At 70.7% G+C, this 13,222-nt stretch carries 14 protein-coding genes; 8 read left to right on the forward strand and 6 right to left on the reverse strand.

Annotated elements, in window-relative coordinates:
• Positions 1–3 precede the first annotated feature (3 nt).
• The 3 genes from CHC09_RS23295 to CHC09_RS23305 all read left to right on the forward strand — a co-directional run bounded on the left by CHC09_RS23295 (position 4) and on the right by CHC09_RS23305 (position 2,711).
• Complete coding sequence (locus tag CHC09_RS23295) at positions 4–660, forward strand: cysteine hydrolase family protein (protein WP_089295312.1); 657 nt, start codon at positions 4–6, stop codon at positions 658–660.
• A 2-nt stretch (positions 661–662) separates the two neighbouring features.
• The gene (locus CHC09_RS23300; RefSeq protein WP_089295313.1) at positions 663–2,258 is read left to right on the forward strand and encodes a regulator; all 1,596 of its coding nucleotides are present in this window, start codon (positions 663–665) and stop codon (positions 2,256–2,258) included.
• Between the two features lie 72 nt (positions 2,259–2,330).
• Positions 2,331–2,711: an AtzH-like domain-containing protein gene (locus CHC09_RS23305; RefSeq protein ID WP_089295314.1), complete on the forward strand. Its 381-nt coding sequence runs from the start codon at positions 2,331–2,333 to the stop codon at positions 2,709–2,711.
• 13 nt (positions 2,712–2,724) lie between these two features.
• On the opposite strand, the gene CHC09_RS23310 is transcribed toward CHC09_RS23305, so the two are convergent.
• A complete protein-coding gene (locus CHC09_RS23310) occupies positions 2,725–3,465 on the reverse strand; it encodes a DNA-directed RNA polymerase II (RefSeq protein WP_089295315.1) in 741 nt (246 codons plus the stop codon).
• A gap of 113 nt (positions 3,466–3,578) precedes the next feature.
• Here CHC09_RS23310 and CHC09_RS23315 point away from each other — a divergent pair, with 113 nt between their 5' ends.
• The 3 genes from CHC09_RS23315 to rpiA are packed head-to-tail and all read left to right on the forward strand — an operon-like array spanning position 3,579 to position 5,961.
• The gene (locus CHC09_RS23315) at positions 3,579–4,790 is read left to right on the forward strand and encodes a GNAT family N-acetyltransferase (RefSeq protein WP_239138463.1); all 1,212 of its coding nucleotides are present in this window, start codon (positions 3,579–3,581) and stop codon (positions 4,788–4,790) included.
• Between the two features lie 28 nt (positions 4,791–4,818).
• Complete coding sequence (locus CHC09_RS23320; protein ID WP_089295541.1) at positions 4,819–5,208, forward strand: hypothetical protein; 390 nt, start codon at positions 4,819–4,821, stop codon at positions 5,206–5,208.
• A gap of 51 nt (positions 5,209–5,259) precedes the next feature.
• A complete protein-coding gene (gene rpiA / locus CHC09_RS23325; RefSeq protein ID WP_089295317.1) occupies positions 5,260–5,961 on the forward strand; it encodes a ribose 5-phosphate isomerase A in 702 nt (233 codons plus the stop codon).
• A 43-nt stretch (positions 5,962–6,004) separates the two neighbouring features.
• Here the strand turns inward: rpiA and CHC09_RS23330 are convergent, their stop codons facing one another.
• The 3 genes from CHC09_RS23330 to CHC09_RS23345 form a co-directional block, all read right to left on the reverse strand.
• Complete coding sequence (locus CHC09_RS23330; protein ID WP_089295318.1) at positions 6,005–6,922, reverse strand: alpha/beta hydrolase; 918 nt, start codon at positions 6,920–6,922, stop codon at positions 6,005–6,007.
• Positions 6,923–6,933: 11 nt separating this feature from the next.
• Positions 6,934–8,130, reverse strand: a complete 1,197-nt coding sequence (locus CHC09_RS23335) for a DUF1015 family protein (RefSeq protein ID WP_089295542.1) — start codon at positions 8,128–8,130, stop codon at positions 6,934–6,936.
• A 265-nt stretch (positions 8,131–8,395) separates the two neighbouring features.
• Positions 8,396–9,025 (reverse strand): mycothiol-dependent nitroreductase Rv2466c family protein, encoded by a 630-nt coding sequence (locus CHC09_RS23345; protein WP_089295320.1) that lies wholly within the window; start codon positions 9,023–9,025, stop codon positions 8,396–8,398.
• Positions 9,026–9,150: 125 nt separating this feature from the next.
• Here CHC09_RS23345 and pepN point away from each other — a divergent pair, with 125 nt between their 5' ends.
• Both pepN and CHC09_RS23355 read left to right on the forward strand, forming a co-directional pair.
• Positions 9,151–11,709 carry an aminopeptidase N gene (gene pepN, locus CHC09_RS23350; RefSeq protein WP_089295321.1) on the forward strand — a complete coding sequence of 853 codons (2,559 nt, stop codon included), beginning with the start codon at positions 9,151–9,153 and terminating at the stop codon, positions 11,707–11,709.
• 125 nt (positions 11,710–11,834) lie between these two features.
• Entirely contained in the window at positions 11,835–12,377 is a 543-nt protein-coding gene (locus CHC09_RS23355) for a Uma2 family endonuclease (protein WP_089295543.1), read from the forward strand.
• A gap of 48 nt (positions 12,378–12,425) precedes the next feature.
• On the opposite strand, the gene CHC09_RS23360 is transcribed toward CHC09_RS23355, so the two are convergent.
• The gene (locus tag CHC09_RS23360; RefSeq protein WP_089295322.1) at positions 12,426–12,815 is read right to left on the reverse strand and encodes a DUF5130 family protein; all 390 of its coding nucleotides are present in this window, start codon (positions 12,813–12,815) and stop codon (positions 12,426–12,428) included.
• Positions 12,802–13,092 (reverse strand): aa3-type cytochrome oxidase subunit CtaJ, encoded by a 291-nt coding sequence (ctaJ, locus tag CHC09_RS23365; RefSeq protein WP_089295323.1) that lies wholly within the window; start codon positions 13,090–13,092, stop codon positions 12,802–12,804. The genes CHC09_RS23360 and ctaJ overlap by 14 nt, the downstream gene beginning before the upstream one ends.
• Positions 13,093–13,222 lie beyond the last annotated feature (130 nt).

The raw sequence follows: 13,222 nt of genomic DNA on the forward strand, positions 1-13,222 counted from the left end.
GCGATGCCGACCGTCGAAGCCGATCCCGGCCCCTTCTCCTTCGCTCCGGAAAGCACCGCGCTGCTGGTCATCGACATGCAGCGGGACTTCCTGCTGCCCGGCGGCTTCGGCGAGAGCCTGGGCAACGACGTCGCCCAGCTGCGATGCACGATCGAGCCGCTGACGGCGCTGCTGGCAGCCGGGCGAGCCGCCGGGTTGAAAATCATCCACACCCGCGAAGGCCACCTGCCCGATCTGTCGGACTGTCCTCCGGCCAAACTGCGACGCGGGCCGATGATCGGCAAGGAGGGCCCGTTCGGCAGGATCCTGATCCGCGGCGAGTACGGCCACGACATCATCGACGAGCTCCGGCCGGAGGCGGGCGAGCCGGTCGTCGACAAGCCCGGCAAGGGCGCGTTCTACGCGACGGATCTTTCCAAGATCCTCGACAACGACGGCATCAAGTCTCTGATCGTCACGGGGGTCACAACCGAGGTGTGCGTGCACACCACGGTCCGTGAGGCGAACGACCGCGGCTACGAGTGTCTCGTGATCAAAGACTGTGTCGGTTCCTACTTCCCCGAGTTCCAGCGTGTCGGCCTGCGGATGATCGCCGCTCAGGGCGGGATCTTCGGCTGGGTCGCGGATTCCCCCGCAGTGATCGCCGCCCTTCAGGAGTAGACATGACCCCCACCACCACGGCCGCGCCCGCGGCCAAGCTGCCCTACTGGGTCCGGGGCGACACGAATGCCTTCTTCGGCTTCGGCGTCAACGTCCTGGTCAACGTGCTGACTCTGACCGGCCTCTGCCTCGGCGTGATCAAGATGCCGGCCTCCGACGTGTTCGGCGTGATCCTGCCCGCGCTGGGGATCGCCCTGGTCGCCGGCAACATCTACTACACCTATCTGGCCCGCCGGCTCGCCGCACGGGAGAACCGCACGGACGTCACCGCGATGCCGTACGGCCCGAGCGTCCCGCACATGTTCATCGTCATCTTCGTGATCATGCTGCCGATCTACCTGACCACGAAGAATCCGGTGGCGGCGTGGACGGCCGGCGTCGCCTGGGCGTTCATCATCGGTGTGATCGTCCTGATCGGCGCGTTCGTCGGCCCGTACATCCGCAAGTACGCACCGCGCGCGGCGCTGCTCGGCACCCTGGCCGGCATCTCGATCACCTTCATCTCGATGAACCCGGCGGGCAACATGTGGAAGGCCGCCTGGATCGCGCTGCCGGTCTTCGGCCTGCTCCTGATCGGGCTGCTCACCGACGTGAAGCTGCCGTTCAACCTGCCGATCGGCCTGGTCGCGCTGCTGGCCGGCACGGCGATCGGCTGGCTCGGCGGAGCCATGTCGGTGCCGGACGTGACCGCCGCCGCGAAGGACATCGCGTTCGCCTTCCCGCATCTCAAGGTCGACCTGCTGATCGACGGCCTGCGGGACATGGCCCCGCTGCTGGCGACCGCGATCCCGCTGGGCGTCTACAACTTCACCGAGGCGATGACCAACGTGGAGAGCGCGGCCAGCGCCGGCGACCGGTACAACCTGCGCAGCGTGCTGCTCGCCGACGGCGCGGGCGCGGTGCTCGGTTCCTGTCTGGGCTCGCCGTTCCCGCCCGCGGTCTACGTCGGGCACCCCGGCTGGAAGGCGGCCGGCGGGCGCACCGGCTACTCCATGGCGACCGGCGTGGTGATCGCGCTGCTCTGCTTCTTCGGCCTGTTCGGCCTGCTCGGCGCGATCTTCCCGACCGCGGCGATCGTGCCGATCCTGCTCTACATCGGCCTGTTGATCGGTGCGCAGGCGTTCCAGGCGACGCCTCGGGCACACGCCGCCGCGGTGGTCGCCGCGCTGATACCGAACATCGCGCAATGGGCGACCGGGCAGATGGACAACGCGCTCGCCGCGGCCGGTACCACCGCGGACCAGGTCGGCATGGACGCGCTCACCGGCGCCGGGGTGGTCTACGACGGGCTGAAGACGCTGGGCCAGGGCGCGATCCTGGCCGGTCTCGTGCTCGGCGCGATCGTCGCTTTCATCATCGACAAACGCCTCTGGCATGCGGCGGTCTTCTCCGCGGCGGGGGCCGCGCTCACCTTCGTCGGGCTGATCCACGCCGAGAAGGTGCAGTGGAACGCCGACGGCCAGGTCACCCTGGGATATCTGTTCCTGACCGCGATCCTGGTACTTGTCGCGCTGACCCGGCCCGCGCCGCGGGTACCCGAGCCGGGCGAGCCCGCGGCGTTCGACGACAGCGTGCCCGTGCCGTCCACGGCTGTCTGACTGGTTCCGACGGCGGCGGCCCCGCTCGTGCCGGGCCGCCGCCGCACCCGCCGCGCAGGAGAGGACAGGATCATGGAACTCGATCGGCCCGACGTGATCGCCGAGGTCACGGCGGCCTTCGAGGCCTACGAGCAGGCACTGAGGGCGAACGACGTGGAGCGGATCCTCAGCTTCTTCGAGAACCGCGCGGTGCGCTTCGGCATCGCCGACCACCAGAACGACATCGAGGAACAGGAACGCTGGCGACGCGCTCAGGCCCCCTTGCCGCCGGGTCGGCAATTGAAGGAGACCCAGATCCGGACGTACGGCCTGGACACCGCTGTCATCACGACACTGTTCGGCTATCCCGGCTCGGACGTGCTCGGCCGGCAGACCCAGACGTGGGCCCGCCTTCCCGAAGGCTGGCGGATCATCACCGCCCACGTCTCCGAGCCGGCACCCGACGAGCGCTGAGCCGGACCTCCGATCAGAACAGGTCCTTGACCCAGTTGAACGCGTCCATCACCCATCCGGTCTGGCGCAGGAAGGTGAAGGCGACGCCGGTCAGGTAGAGACCGGTCACCATGTGCGCGCCGCGCGCGGTGTGGCGCGTGCGGTTCAGGTACCGCTCCAGCACCAGGCGGCCGACCATCCGGGCGAGCGCGAAGACACCGACACCCACCAGCAGCGTAATGAGGAAGACCACCACGGGGGTGGCCAGCGAGCCGCCCTCGGAGAGCGCCCAGATGCCCCAGCAGACGAAGGCGAACAGCGCGGCGGCGGTGCTCCACTCGCCGCCCCGCCGCAGCTGGCGAAGGTGCCAGCCGATGCTGTGCTGCGGGCGGGGAGCCGCGGCGCCGGGCCAGCCGGTGCCGGTCGGCTCGTGCGCGGCGGTGTGGTCCTGCTGCTGGCCGCGCGGCGTCACCTGGGCGCGGCCCCGGCTGAACGGCGACTGCGGGCCGGCCTGCGACGCCGGGGACTGCGACGCGACCCGGGTGGGGTCACCGCCGTGCGGGCCCACCTGGGTGGCGTCACCGCCGTACGGCGCGACGCGGGTGGGGTCACCGGCATGCGGCGCGACGCGGGTGGGATCACCCGCATACGGCCCGACCCGGGTGGGGTCACCGGACTGCGGAACGGCCGGCGCGGTCACCGTCGGCGGCTCGGCCCACGGGTCCTGCGGCGGCATGTCGAGCGTCCGCTCCGACCACTGCGGTTGCTCCGGCATGATTCCCCTCTCGCACAGACGACCGGACGGTCGTCTGTTCCGAGAGTAACCAGCCCGCAAATAGGTGGCTCGGACACACCGGAGTCAGTTACACAAGCTCCATGGGTGACGGGATGAGACTACGTCCGGGCCGGATCGGGGACTTCCCGGCCATCTGCGATCTGCTCGGCTACGTCTTCCACGAGGAGATCGCCGGCGAGGTCAAGGAGCTCGAGGCGGAGGTCTGGGAGGTCGAGCGTTCCCTGGTCGCCGACGACCACGGGGTGATCGCCGGACACGCCGTGGCATACAGCCGGGAGCTGACCGTTCCCGGCGCGGTGCTGCCCGCCGCGCACATCTCCTGTGTCGGGGTGCTCCCCACTCACCGGCGCCGCGGCCTGCTGACCGCCCTGATGCACCGCCAGCTCGGCGAGATCGCCGAGGCCGGGCGCGAGCCGATCGCGGTGCTCTGGGCCAGCGAATCCGCCATTTATCCCCGATTCGGGTACGGTCCCGCCGCCGCCCGCCTCAAGTTCGACATCCTGAACCGCGAGGTACGCCTGACCGCGCCGCCCGCTGAGCCGGCCGGCCGGCTGCGGATGGGCGACCCGGCCACGCTGCTCACCGACATCAGCAAGCTGTACGACCAGGTCCGCGCTGACCGGGTCGGCTGGTCCGGCCGCGACGACCGCTGGTGGCGGTATGTCCTGCGCGACCCGAAGGACCTCCGCGACGGCGCCACGAAGCGGTACGCGGTGGTGCACGACGGCCCCGACGGCCCGACCGGTTACGCGATCTGGCGGGCCAAGGAGCGCTGGAACCACCACGGGCCGGACGCCGAGGTGCAGGTCCGCGAGGTGGCCGCCGTCGATCCGGAGACGTACCGGGCGCTCTGGCGGTTCCTGCTCGGCATCGACCTGAGCCGGAGCGTGACGTACACCCTGGGCGCGGTGGACGAGCCGCTGCAGTACCTGGTGGACGAGCCACGGCGGCTGGGCGGGACGGTCTCCGACGCGCTCTTCATCCGACTGGTGGACCTGCCCGCCGCGCTGGCCGGCCGGCGGTACCGGACGGCGGTCGACGTGGTGCTGGAGGTCGACGACCCGATCCTGCCGGCGAACACCGGCCGCTGGCGGCTGACCGGCGGGCCGGAGGGAGCGACCTGTTCCCGGACCGGCGAGCCCGCTGACCTGGCGTGTTCCGTGACCGATCTCGGCGCCGCCTACCTCGGCGGGACCTCGCTGGCCGCGCTCGCGGCGGCCGGTCGGGTTCGGCAGCTGACCGCGAACGATCCGAACGCGGCGTTCGGCTGGCACCGGGCGCCCAGCGCGACCGAGGTGTTCTGAGGTGACCGGCGGCGGTACCGTCGGGATCATGGCTGAGCCCGAGCGCCGCCGCCGGCGCGTGCGTCCCCCGTCAGGGGCGAACAGCGCCCCGGCCGAGTCGACGACCCCGGCCGGGTCGCCGGCCCCCGTTCCCGGTCCTCCGGCCGTGCCGGTGCCCACGCCCCCGCCGACGGCCCCGGCGCCCACCCGGCCGGCGAAGCGACCCGCACCCACCGGTGGTTCCGGCACCGAGGACCGCGAGGCCGAGCGCGGCCTGCGTGGCCTGGTCGGCTCCGGGTCCTCGCAGGTCAGCGTGGGCGCGGCGCTGCGGGCCCGGGACGCTTCCCGGCCCAGCGCCGAGCAACTGGCCGAGGCCGACCGGGAGTTAACCATCGTTCGGCGCAATTGGCTGCCCCGCGAAGATCTCCCGCGCCGCTGACTACGATGTAGTCGACCACCGACCGCTGAAACTGGAACGGTTGACTACCCCATGCAGTGGAAGAACCGCCCCGATGGCCTGACCTGGCCAGGTGTGATCAAGAACGAGGAAGCCAAGCGGGAGGCGGCGGCACAGCTCGCCACCGAGTTGCGGGACGGGCAGACGGTCGGCATCGGCTCCGGCTCGACCAGCTTCCTCACCCTGCAGGCCCTCGCGGCCCGCGCCGAGAAGGAGGGTCTCTCCTTCACCGCCATCCCGACCTCGATCGAGGTGGCGAACGCCTGCGCGGCGCTCGGCCTGCGCACCGCCACGCTGAACGAGGCCCGGCCGGACTGGTGCTTCGACGGCGCCGACGAGGTGGACGACCACAAGCGGCTGATCAAGGGCCGCGGTGGCGCGCTCTACCAGGAGAAGCTGATGATGGCGGCGGCGCCGAAGGCGTTCATCGTCGTCGACCAGTCCAAGATCGTGAGCCGGCTCGGGGTGAACTTCCCGGCCCCGGTGGAGATCGACCCGGCCGCCCTCAGCCTGATGTACGAGAAGCTCGAGGGCTTCCCGGGCCTGGAGGAGGTGACCCTGCGGACCGGCGGCGGCAAGGACGGCCCGGTGATCACCGAGCGCGGAAACCTGATCATCGACCTGCGGTTCAGCGAGATCGCCGAGGACGCGCACGCCCGGCTCAAGCAGATGTCCGGCGTGGTCGAGACCGGCCTCTTCTTCGGGTACGACTTCGAGCTGGTCCTGGCCGGCTGAGCCGAGCCGTGCGGCCCGCACCCGGGTGCGGGCCGCACGACTTTCAGAAGGTGAGAGCCGCGCGCAGGGCGGAAGCCACCTGATCGGCCGCGGCGCGCGCCGCGTCGATGGTGGCGAGCTTGCGGGCGAAACCGTGGTTCACGCCCATGTAGCGGGTGTGCACCACCGGCACCCCGGCGGTGACCAGCGCGTCCGCGTAATCGGCGCCCTCGTCACGGAGCGCGTCGTACTCGGCCGTGATGATCAGGGTCGGCGGCATGCCGGAGAGGTCGGCGACCGCGAGCGGGGCGACGTCCGGGGTGAGCCGGTGCGCCGGATCCGGGACGAAGGTCTCCCAGGCCAGCTTCATCGAAGCCCGGTCCAGGCCGTACTCGCCGACCTCGTCGTACGACTCGGCCGAGGTGAGCGGGTCGAGGGCCGGGTAGATCAGCGCCTGGAAGTCCAGCGGGGTGCCGTTGTCACGCTGCCGGCGGGCGGTGACGGTGGCCAACTGGCCGCCCGCGCTGTCCCCGCCGATCGCCAGCCGGGACGGGTCGACACCGAGTTCGGCGCCGTTCTTGCGCACGTGGTCCAGCACGGTGGCGGCGTCGTCGAGAGCGGCCGGGTGGACGTGCTCCGGGGCGAGCCGGTAACCCACCGAGAGCACCGCGAGGCCGGACCGGTCGGCGACCCGCCGGCAGAACCGGTCCACGGTCTCGATGCTGCCGTAGCACCAGCCGCCGCCGTGCAGGTAGACGAAGACCGGGGCGTCGGTCCGGGTGGCGTACAGCCGGCAGGGCACGCCGTTCGCGTCCAGGTCCGCGACGACCGGCAGCGGCAGCGCCGGGCCGGTCTCCGCCTCGTTGGACTCCTCCATCGCGGCACGGACCGCGAGGAGCCGTTCGTAGGGGCTCGCCGACAGCTGCTCGGCGGTGAGGCGGCGGCGAAGCTTCGCCGCCGCCGTTACCTGTGGATGAAGCATCTGACGGTGAATCAGTCGAGCTGGGCCAGGACGAGACCGCCGCGGGCCTTCGGGGTGAACCAGGTGCTCTTGCGCGGCAGCTTCAGCCGGGCCAGGTTGACCGCGACGAAGTCCTCCACGGTCACCGGGGCGATCAGCACGGCCAGCTCGGCGCGGCCGGCGTCGACCTCGCCGCGCAGCCACTCGACCGGGTAGTCGCCGCCGATGTAGGAGATCCGCTTGTCGCCCGGGTCCAGACCCAGGACGTCACGCAGCAGCACCCGCTCGACCAGGGCATGATCCAGGTTCTCCACCGCTGTGCCGGTGGGGTCGGCCGGGAGACCGACCGCGAAGGTGCGGCTCCCGGCGTACAACTCGATCGTGCCCTTGTCGGGAAGCGCCGCGGCCCGCGGCAGCTCGGTGACCGTCGCCCCGGCCGCGCGCAGCCGCTCCAGCAACTCCTCCAGGGTCGCCGGGAGCTCGCTGACCAGGCGGTTGTAGGGCTGGATGGCGACCGACGCGGGCGTGGTGATCACCGCGAGGAAACGCGGCAGCCCGCCGGTCTGCGCGGCCAGACTGCGGTGGTTGCCGTCGGCGACCACCAGCTCGCCGCCACCGGCCAGCTCGGTGAGCCGGTCCTGCAGCTCGCCCGGGCCGACCGCCCAGATGGCGTGGGTACGCCCGGTCTGGTCGGTGTCGGTGGCCTCCGGCTCGCCCGCCGCGTCGCAGGCGTCGGCCAGGGCCGCGTGCAGTTCCTCGCCCTTGCCGGTCTGCAGCAGCAGCACCGGCGAGAGCAGCGTCTGCAGCGCCTCGGCGAGCGCCACGCGCTCACGGACCTTGGCGATGAAGACGTCCTCGTTGCGGATGACCAGGCCCGGCTCGTCGGCGCTGGCGGAGATCTCGGCCGTTTCGACCGTGCTCCACAGGCCGTAGGCGGGCGCCTCATCCTTGGAAGTGATCCGGTAGAGCACCACAACGTGCTCAGCCTGCCGGTAGTGGCCCTCGGACTTGTCGCGCTCCAGCCGGACGACGGCGTCCGGGAGAGCTTCCGCGAAGGTCTTGCCGAGGGACTCGGGCGCGAGATGCGGCATTTCCACGGCCAGCGCGCTGTGCGGGTTTGCCGTGAGGATGTCGGTGATTTCGGCGTCGTCGGCGAACTCGTCGTAGTTCTGGGCTCCGGTACCGCCAGTGGTGATCCAGGCCCGGCTGATCGGGTGCACGACCGTCATGGGTGGCAACTTACCCGGCGGTGCGGCGGCGCCCACCCACCGGCGTCTTCCCTCGTGACCTGCTCAACTGCGTCCGTCGACGCGAGTTCACCGGCCGTTCGAGCGGCCGGGCCGTCACGACGATCGGTGGGGCGACGAATCCCACCAGCTCAGGAGATAAATCGGTCCATGCTTCGCGTTTGACGCCGATGGTCAGACCGATCGCGTCGTTGGGTGAGGTGTACATCACCTCATCCAACGACGCGCCGGGGACGTGGGTGGCGAACTAATCGAAAATCGGACCGATCTCGCGGCTGCGCTTGATCTCGTAGAAGCCCGGGGTGCCGGCGACCAGCACGACTCCGTCCCAGAGCCGGCCGGCGGCCTCGCCCTTGGGCGCCGGGGTGATCACCGGGCCGAAGAAGGCGACCTTCTCATCCGGATTCGGACCGGGCGCGTGGATCACCGGAGTGCCCACGTCCGTGCCGACCGGCTTCATCCCGGCATTGTGGCTGGCGCGCAGGGCCTCGTCGCGCGCGTCGGTGTGCGCGGCGGCGGCCAGCTCCGGGTCGAGGCCGACCTCGGTCAGCGCCTCCCGGAGCAGCTTCTCGTCATCGGGCTCGTACTTCTGCAGGTGGGCCCGGGTGCCGAGGGCGGTGTAGAGGTCCCGCAGGATCTCCGGGCCGGCCGTCTCGGCCGCGGCGATGCAGACCCGGACCGGGCCCCAGGCCTTGTCCAGGAGCTCCCGGTACTGCTGGGGCAGGTCACGCCCCTCGTTCAGCACGGCCAGGCTCATCACGTTGAAGCGGATGTCGAGGGGACGCACCTTCTCCACCTCGAGCAGCCAGCGGGAGGTGATCCAGGCCCACGGGCAGAGCGGGTCGAACCACATGTCGACGGTGGCACGTTCAGTCATGCGTCGATACTCCCTCGCGCGATCACTTCACGCCTGCCCGCTACCGAAGACGGTCCGGGTGAGGTGCGACACGGGTCGGCCGCATAGGCTTCGGGGAAAAGCAGTCAGCTCGAAGGAGAGTGCACGTGGCCGGTGTTCATAACCTGACCCAGGTCGAGGCTGCGGAGCGGAGTCGATTGCTCGAGGTGACCGGGTACGACATCACCCTCGATCTGACCGACGGAAACGGCAACCCCGGATCCGATACATTCCGCTCCACCACGACTCTTTTGTTCGATTGCACCGAGCCGGGTGCGAATACCTTCGCTGAGGCGGCGGCCGTCCGGCTGCACAGCGCCACGCTGAACGGCGAAGCGCTGGACCTGAGCACCTGGTCGGCCGAGAAGGGCCTGCCCCTGCCCGGCCTGGCCGCGAAGAACGTCCTCGTCGTGGAGGGCGATTTCGCCTACTCCGCGAGCGGCCAGGGTCTGCAGCGCAGCATGGACCCGGCCGACAAGGAGATCTACCTCTACAGCCAGTTCGAGACCGCGGACGCCCAGCGCGTGTACGCGTGCTTCGACCAGCCCGACCTGAAGAGCGTCTTCACCTGGCACGCGACCGCGCCGAACCACTGGAAGGTGGTCTCGAACATGCCGGTCGAGCGGGAGGAGCCGGCCGGGACGGGCGCGCGGACGGTTCACTTCGCCACCTCGCCGCGGATGAGCACCTACATCACGGCGATCTGTGCCGGGCCGTACCACGAGGTGCGCGACTCGCACGACGGCATCGAGCTTGGCGTCTTCTGCCGCGCCTCGATGGCCCGTTACCTGGACGCCGACGACCTGTTCCTGGTCACGAAGCAGGGCTTCGACTTCTTCCACGAGCAGTTCGGGGTGCGCTACCCGCTGCCGAAGTACGACCAGCTCTGGGTGCCCGACTTCAACGCCGGCGCGATGGAGAACTTCGGCTGTGTCACGCACGCCGAGGCGCACTACATCTTCCGCTCGCAGGTCACCGACTACGAGTACGAGCAGCGGGCGAACACGATCCTGCACGAGCTCGCGCACATGTGGTTCGGCGACCTGGTCACCATGCGCTGGTGGAACGACCTGTGGCTGAACGAGTCGTTCGCCGAGTGGGCCAGCCACTGGTGCAACACGCACGCCACCCGCTTCACCGACGCCTGGTCGACGTTCCTGTCGATCCGTAAGGCGTGGGGTTACCGGCAGGACCAGCTCTCCTCCACCCACCCGGTCTACTGCGAGATGCCGGACCTGGAGGCCGTCGAGGTCAACTTCGACGGGATCACGTACGCCAAGGGCGCCAGCGTGATCAAGCAGCTGGTCGCGTACGTCGGGCTGGAGCCGTTCCTGACCGGTCTGCGGGAGTACTTCGGCAAGCACGCCTGGGGCAACGCCACCTTCGACGACCTGCTCACCGAGCTGGAGACGGCGTCCGGCCGGGAGCTGCGCAAGTTCGCCGCGCAGTGGCTGGAGACGGCCCAGGTCAACACGCTGCGCCCGGCCGTCGAGCTGGACGACCAGGGGCGCTACACAAGCGTGGTGGTGCTGCAGGAGGCGCCGGCCGACTACCCGACGCTGCGTACCCATCGGATCGGGATCGGCCTCTACGACCTGGACGGCGACGCCCTGGTGCGGCGGGAGCGGATCGAGGTCGACGTGGCCGGGGAGCGCACCGAGATCCCGGCGCTGGCCGGAGTCAAGGCGCCGGACGTGCTGCTGCTCAACGACGACGACCTGACGTACACGAAGCTCCGGCTGGACGAGCGCTCGATGAGCGCGCTGGTCGAGCACATCGCGGGCTTCGACTCGTCGCTGCCGCGGGCGCTGTGCTGGGCCGCGGCCTGGGACATGCTGCGCGACGCCGAGCTGGCCGCCCGGGACTACATCCGGCTGGTCTGCTCGGGGCTGCCGGCCGAGAGCGACATCAACCTGACCACGGCCACCCTGCGGCAGGCGTCCAGCGCGCTGGTCAGCTTCGCCGACCCGGAGTGGGCGCCGGAGGGCTGGCGGATGCTGGCCGACCTGGCGCAGGCTCAGCTGGCCGCGGCCGAGCCGGGCAGCGGGTGGCAGCTGACCTGGGCGCGGGCGTACATCACCGCGGCCCGGACGCAGGAGCAGGCGGCGGTGCTGCGTGGCTGGCTCGGCGGCGGCGCGAAGCCGGAGGGCCTCGTGGTCGACACCGAGCTGCGCTGGTCGCTGCTGCAGGCGCTCTCCGCGATCGGCGCGGCGGCCGAGTCCGAGATCGACGACGAGCTGGCCGTGGACAAGACGGCGAGTGGTGAGCGGGAGGCGGCGATCGCCCGCGCGCTGCTGCCGACGCCGGAGAACAAGGAGCGGGTGTGGGCCGAGCTGACCGGCCCGCAGACCCCGCCGAACTGGCTCAACCGGTCGTTGCTGCAGGGCTTCCAGAGCACCCGTCAGGTGGACCTGACGGCGCCGTACGCGGAGAAGTTCTTCGCGGTGGTGGCCGACGTGTGGGCGCGCTCGGACAGCGAGCCCGCGCAGGAGTTCGCGACCCTGGCGTACCCGACGTTCCAGATCAGCGAGGAGACGGTCGCGCTGACCGACGCCTGGCTGGCCCTGGAGGGGCACCCGGCGTCGCTGCGCCGGCTGGTCGCCGAGGGACGCGACGGTGTGCTGCGCGCGTTGAAGGCGCGGGCGAAGGACCGCGCTAGCGTCTAGGACCGTCGATGGAACGACGGCCCCGTCCGGTTCGCCGGATGGGGCCGTTTTTCATCGGTAACCCGCCGGAAACAACGCAGTGTCAGTAGGCTGTCACTCCACGGTGTTGGAGGTGGCTTGTGACGATGCTGGGCCAGGGTTCCCCGGTGCGCTGGACCGCGCCGGCCGGCCGCTGGACCGAGCCGGACCTCCACCTGTTTCCGCAGGACGGGCACCGGTACGAGATCGTCGACGGCAGCCTGCACGTCACCCCGCCGGCCGAACGGACCCACGACAGCCTGGTCGACAAGGTGGTCCACAGCCTGCGCTCGGCGGCACCGCCGGGCTGGTGGGTGTGCGCACGGCTCGGCATCGAGATCGACACGAGCAACCTGGTGCCCGACGTGACCGTGCTGCGTCCCCGGTCCTCCGGGGCGATCTGGGTCGACCCCGCCGACGTGGCCCTGGCGGTCGAGGTGGAGTCGCCGGCAACGCTGCGCTACGACCGGCTGCTCAAGCCGGCGGTCTACGCGTCCGCGGGCATTCCGGCCTACTGGCTGGTGGAACCGGGCGTGGCGGTGACGGTATACACGCTGGACGGCTCGGCGTACCGGCAGGTCCAGCGGATCGAGAGCGCCGAGCAGGTGCGGCTCGACGCCCCCTATCCGATCAAAGTCCGCCTCTTCTGACGCCTCCGGAGAGCGGCCGGCGTGCGACGCCGGCCGGTCGAGGAGGGTTCAGGAGCGGCCGGCGTGCGACGCCAGCTGGTCGAGGCCGATGAGCAGGCCACCGATCAGGTCGCCGCCGCCGAACGAGCCGGCCATGCCGAAGGCGGCCAGCTTCGCGTCCCGGTCGGAGACGCGCCGGCGGGCCTCGTCGCCCGTGACGATCTCCAGACGCCGCTGGCTCGGCGAGACCGCGATCAGCACCGCACGCTGCGGGTTCACGATCTCACTGTGCAGTTTCTCGGCCGACTCGCGGATCGGTTCCGCCAGGTCGCCGAGGTAGATGCTGAAGGTCAGGCCGGTCGCCTGGTCGGCGATCCGGAGCGCCTCGTCCAGGCGCAGCAGCTGACGCGTCGTGAAGGGACCCTGCGGGTCGGCCTCGACGGGCTCACCACTTGTCACTTGCGCCTCCTGTCGGGCCGGGCCGGACCGGAGCACCGGAACTGTCCTCGATGACCAGTCCGTGCTCGATCGCCGGGGCCGCGTGGCCGTGGCCCGCCGCGGCGGTGCGCTCGGGCGAGGCCAGGAACCACATCGGCGCGAACTCGTACGGCCGGCCCGGACGGTACCGGCGGGACGGCTTGGTCTTGTCGGAGCGGGCGAACACGAGGGTCGCCACCGTACCGATGACCGCGGCCGGAATGATCACATAGACCAGAATGGTGGTTATTACAGACAACTGAACGCCCCCAGGCGCCGGTGATCCCTCTGATGTCGAACATCAATCACGGTAGCGGAGCGCAAAGGATGCCGGACCGTCGGGTCTCGAACCCGCGTCTCACGCCGTCGGGAACTACGCGGAATGTGCG

Origin of the sequence: Actinoplanes regularis, assembly GCF_900188005.1 — a bacterium.
Classification (GTDB): Bacteria; Actinomycetota; Actinomycetes; order Mycobacteriales; family Micromonosporaceae; genus Actinoplanes; species Actinoplanes regularis.

What these genes read in the sequence shown, in the direction of transcription:
- CHC09_RS23320 (WP_089295541.1), top strand. Translation starts at nt 4,819, where the DNA reads ATGGCTGAGCCCGAGCGCCGCCGCCGGCGCGTGCGTCCCCCGTCAGGG.
- CHC09_RS23345 (WP_089295320.1), bottom strand. Translation starts at nt 9,025, where the DNA reads ATGACTGAACGTGCCACCGTCGACATGTGGTTCGACCCGCTCTGCCCG.
- CHC09_RS23355 (WP_089295543.1), top strand. Translation starts at nt 11,835, where the DNA reads ATGCTGGGCCAGGGTTCCCCGGTGCGCTGGACCGCGCCGGCCGGCCGC.
- CHC09_RS23295 (WP_089295312.1), top strand. Translation starts at nt 4, where the DNA reads ATGCCGACCGTCGAAGCCGATCCCGGCCCCTTCTCCTTCGCTCCGGAA.
- CHC09_RS23335 (WP_089295542.1), bottom strand. Translation starts at nt 8,130, where the DNA reads ATGACGGTCGTGCACCCGATCAGCCGGGCCTGGATCACCACTGGCGGT.
- CHC09_RS23300 (WP_089295313.1), top strand. Translation starts at nt 663, where the DNA reads ATGACCCCCACCACCACGGCCGCGCCCGCGGCCAAGCTGCCCTACTGG.
- CHC09_RS23305 (WP_089295314.1), top strand. Translation starts at nt 2,331, where the DNA reads ATGGAACTCGATCGGCCCGACGTGATCGCCGAGGTCACGGCGGCCTTC.
- CHC09_RS23310 (WP_089295315.1), bottom strand. Translation starts at nt 3,465, where the DNA reads ATGCCGGAGCAACCGCAGTGGTCGGAGCGGACGCTCGACATGCCGCCG.
- CHC09_RS23330 (WP_089295318.1), bottom strand. Translation starts at nt 6,922, where the DNA reads ATGCTTCATCCACAGGTAACGGCGGCGGCGAAGCTTCGCCGCCGCCTC.
- rpiA (WP_089295317.1), top strand. Translation starts at nt 5,260, where the DNA reads ATGCAGTGGAAGAACCGCCCCGATGGCCTGACCTGGCCAGGTGTGATC.
- CHC09_RS23315 (WP_239138463.1), top strand. Translation starts at nt 3,579, where the DNA reads ATGAGACTACGTCCGGGCCGGATCGGGGACTTCCCGGCCATCTGCGAT.